The organism is Dysgonomonas sp. 511 (assembly GCF_010501105.1).
In the GTDB taxonomy this organism is placed as follows: domain Bacteria; phylum Bacteroidota; class Bacteroidia; order Bacteroidales; family Dysgonomonadaceae; genus Dysgonomonas.
Map to the genome: position 1 here is coordinate 1 of NZ_QVMQ01000060.1, position 4,394 is coordinate 4,394.

Annotated in this window: 4 protein-coding genes; all 4 read right to left on the reverse strand. The window is 43.4% G+C overall.

Going from position 1 to position 4,394, the window contains the following annotated elements:
* Positions 1-56: 56 nt before the first annotated feature.
* A complete protein-coding gene (locus D0T57_RS15010; protein WP_163274291.1) occupies positions 57-869 on the reverse strand; it encodes a DNA topoisomerase in 813 nt (270 codons plus the stop codon).
* Entirely contained in the window at positions 832-1,974 is a 1,143-nt protein-coding gene (locus tag D0T57_RS15015) for a DNA topoisomerase (protein WP_163274288.1), read from the reverse strand. The genes D0T57_RS15010 and D0T57_RS15015 overlap by 38 nt, the downstream gene beginning before the upstream one ends.
* 77 nt (positions 1,975-2,051) lie before the next feature.
* On the reverse strand, positions 2,052-2,318 hold the full coding sequence (locus tag D0T57_RS15020; protein WP_163274289.1) for a DUF4099 domain-containing protein: 267 nt from the start codon (positions 2,316-2,318) through the stop codon (positions 2,052-2,054).
* A gap of 50 nt (positions 2,319-2,368) precedes the next feature.
* On the reverse strand, positions 2,369-4,159 hold the full coding sequence (locus D0T57_RS15025; RefSeq protein ID WP_163274290.1) for a DUF3945 domain-containing protein: 1,791 nt from the start codon (positions 4,157-4,159) through the stop codon (positions 2,369-2,371).
* Between the last annotated feature and the right edge of the window lie 235 nt (positions 4,160-4,394).

The following is a 4,394-nucleotide window of genomic DNA, read 5'->3' on the forward strand; positions in this document are numbered from 1 at the left end:
TTGCATAAACTGATGGCTCGTTAATTTATCGTTAACTCTCTCCGCAAAGGTAAAAACTATATAAATATTGTAAAAGATGAGGCAGACCGAAGGATTACGGTGCATTTGGCAAGCTTATGGTATATATTCATTTGCCCTAAGTTACATTTGGGGCAGATACAGGCATTCTCCTGCTCACGGGGCATACGCAGGCTGATAATCTCATCAGTCACCTGACGTGTATGGATCTTAAATGCTTCCAGAAAGGTGAGCATAAAACCTCTGTCTTTTTCTATTTTCCGGATAGCTTGCTCCCAGCCTGCCGCCAGTTCGACATCGGCTATACGCATATTTTTGACTGCTTCATAGATAAACAAGCCTTTCTTTGTCGGCAGCAGATGGATACCGTCTCGTTCGATATATTCTTTTTCTATAAGTGTTTCGATAATGGATGCACGCATAGCAGGAATGCCAAGTTCCATAGCTTTTGCAGACTTGTGTCCAATAGAACCATACTGAACATTCTCCATAACATCCAATAAGGAAGCTTCCGTTAGCAACGATTCTGCTTTGGTTGTAAATTGGATTAAATTATGGCTGTTGATCCTGATGGATTCTCCTTCTCTAAAGCCGTTGAGAATATCCGCGTTGTTATTGTTCCTGTCTGCTATATTCTTATCATTGTTCCAATGATAAACTTCTTTCCAGCCCTTATCCTTAACCTGAATTCCTGATATATTAAATACATGACCGTTGCAGTTTACCTCCACATCTACCGATTCTTTGATACACTCAGGTGAAAAGGCTTCGAGTATCCGTCCGACAATCAGGTTATAGATTTTCTCCTCATTTTCATCCGTGGCAACATCCTTCTTGCCTGTGATAAGGATAGCCGGATGTTTTTTTTGTCTTCCTGCTGTTGACGCAGTGGCTGTTCAGATTTATCTGCTTTAACCGGATAATAGATGCCGCAAATTGGGAATGGGACAAAAGGGTGTCCAGCAAACCGGTTATACTCTTAAACTGCTTATTTGAAATATACCTGCCGGATGTTTTGGGATAAGTAATCAGTTTCTTCTCATAAAGCTGTTGGGCAATCTCCAGTGTTTCGTCTGCTGTATATCCGAAACGGATGTTGGCGTCTTTTTGCAGTTCCGTCAGGTTATAAAGCAATGGTGGTTCTTCTTTAAGTTCCTTATGTTCTACTTTGTTGACCGTGACATTTGTTATTGCTTTCAGCTTGTAGTATATTCTTTCTGCGGTAGTTCTATCGCTGAATTGTTCATTGCAGGTAAAGAACAAGGGAGTTCCTCCTTTTTCAACCTGTAGTTTCAATTGCCAGTAAGGCTTGGCTACAAAATGGATATGTTCAAAATAGCGTTTGCAGATTATAGCCAGTACCGGAGTATGCAGCCTGCCTAAAGAATCGTTGCCTATCCCGGAAGTTATACACAAAGCCCTGCTGGCATTGGTGGCGATCATCCAGTCAGCCTGAGCACGTGCATAAGCTGCCAGATAGAGGTTGTCAAAGGCTTTACTGTCTTGTAGTCTGATAAGCCCTTTCTGTATGTCCTCATCGGTTAGGGAATTTATCCACAGGCGTTTGAAAGGTTTCCGGCATCGGAAATAATGATAGATATTACGGAATAATAATCCCCCGTCTTCGTCGGGTTCAGTTGCCGCGATAATGCTCCTGCAGCGTTTTATGACATTCTTTATTATTCTAAGTTGCCTGACAGCATTACTGTCAGGTTGTTTGTTCGATTTATTCCTTCTGGGTACAAGTATGAACTTTTCGGGTATAAAGGGTATATCATCCGTACCGATATGGGTTATGCCGTAATCTTCGGGCGAGGCGAGTGTCAGAAGAAACCCCGATGTCCAGGTGACAAGGTATCCGTTACCGCTCATATAACCGTCATGTTTCTTATTTGCGCCGACTATCCGGGCAATATCCCTACCGGCAGAGGCTTTCCCTGCTAAAATTGCAATCATAAATTGTATGGGTTAAAAGCCGTCTCCCCGGATGGGGGAAACGGCAAAAAGGTTAGTGTTTAATAAATAGTGGATGATTAATTCAGGGATACAGGTTTGATCCCTTTTATTTCCAATACAGGGGAATCCGTTCCTTCCACCAGTTGAAGTGTGGCGTCCATATCCACATCGATACCGAGTAGTACCAGTTGAAGGGGTATGATACCCGTTTCTTCTCCGCTTAGTAAAGTCTCCAGTTCCCCGCTTTCCTCCAGCTTATCCTTGTGGATACCTATCTGAGCCAGTTCTTCCCAGTTAATAGCTGAAATATCGAAAGGCTTTTTTTCATTATCTGTTTTTGTCATATTTATTTGATCGTCATTAATAATTTATACCATGGAAACATAGGAAGGTATCAGCTGATACCCTTACCCCTTTTAGGCTTGTTCTCCTGTTTGCCACTTTGCTTTTTATCCTGTTTCTTCTCTTCTTTCTGGTTTTGTTTGGCAACAACATCAGATTTCTCTGCTTTCTTGTTCCTGTCGGGGTTCTGCTCGTAATAATCCAGCCTGCCCTGGTTTTGGTTGACTTTGACGTAATTGGAGAATTTCTGCCCGTTAAAGCCGGTCATATTTTCCACGAGCACGGCTTTCCCGTCCTGCAGCCCTGCCCGCTGGGTTGCAGACAGGCTAACGCCCCATAGTTCCGCGGGTATCCTGAATTCCTGACGCTCCGTAAAACCGTCGGGTGTTTTGGAGTAGCTGGGTTTTCCGGTTTCCAGATCGAGTTTGACAAAGGAGGAGAATTCCTCACCCTTGCGGTTGACCATATTTTCAAGGAATACGGGTTTGCCCTGTCGCAGGTCATCCCTGTCCTGTGGTGTAAGCTGTACTCCGTGCATTTCTTTGGGGACATAGATCTCCCGGCTGCCTTCGGGTGAATCGGGGTTATAGCGGGTATAGTTCGGGCGTCCGCTGCCTTCATCGAGTTTGACAAAGGACGAGAATTTTTCACCGTCCTTGCGGGTCATATCTTCTACAAAGATAGCTTTGCCCATATTCAGGTCCGCCACCTGTTTGTTCGTCAGTTCTACGCCACCGATAGACTGGCTATTGAACAGTTTGTTATCCTGAAAGATAAATTCGATGCCCCGTTTTTCGGCATTGATCTGTATATGCGCATCAAACTCTTTACCGTTGGCGGATTTCATACCTTCGATATATACGGCTTTACCTTCCCGCAGGTCTTTTTTTTCCTGCTCGGTTAGTTTTACATCTTTGATCTCGTTGGGGATATTGATATTTTCCACACGCAGGGCTACTACTTCATTGGTTATTTTATCGATACTGATAAAGGAAGGTGCATATTCTCCGTTGCGGGTTTGCAGGGGAACGACACGTCCCATATTACCTGATTCTTTCAAGTTCTTTTTATCCTCTTCTGAGAATATATGCCCGAAATACGGCCTGTCCAGCTCGGGTTCTTTACGGATACCATGTATAGCCATCACTACGGGGCCTTCTTTGGATTGCTGGAAGGACAGACGGGCATCGGTCTTGATAACGGCTGAGCCGACATTCAGGTTGATAGGGACTGTTTCGCGTGACTTATACCCGCGGAGCATACCGTCCAGCATATTTTTTTCCTGCAGGTATTCCTTGGAGATACCGAGCTTTCCGAGTTCGTCCCAGTTGATCATCGCTTCATTGAAGCGGGTGCGTGGCCCCTGCTGGGTAGGAGCGTTTTCTGTTGTTGTTTTTGCCATTGAATTTTCGTTTTGGTTAGTAATTTCAGGTTTTTCATCCTGTTTCTTTTGAATGCCTTTTTCGGGATCAACCTTGTACTGTTCCGCTACTTTTTTTGATTTGGAGGATGGATCGGCTTTAAAGAGTTCTTTCAGGGATTGTACTGTTTCTTTTAATTTGTTTACCGGAACTTTAAAAAATTGGAAGCGGGTCGGGTCTTTGGCCTGCCGGTAAAAGTTTTTGAGGAAATTATCTACCAGATTCCCGTTTTGGTCGATATCCAGGAAGGTGTTGTTCGCTCCTTTGTCTGCATCGGTGGTTTGCATCTTCCCGTTCTTGTCAATGTCCTTTACTGCTTTTAAGGTCATTTCTTCCATATCCATGACCAAAAGGATATCGTGCAGCTGGTCGTTAAAGACGGCATTACCCTGGGTATCGGCGCGGGTGTCCTGTTCTGCCATAACAATCTGTTTTTAAAGTGAAAAATGAGTTTATCGCTTCAAAAATAGAATAGTTTTTGAGGTAATTCACTGAATTCCAGATTGGTGACAATATATGTCGGGGATTGACGGTATTTGTCGTAAGTGAAATGTATTCTCACTACTGTCCACTAAAAAAAAATGGACGATTAAAAATTAAATAAATTTGGTTCACTTGAACCGCTTCGTTCTTTGACATTTTTGAAATTAGTTTTGT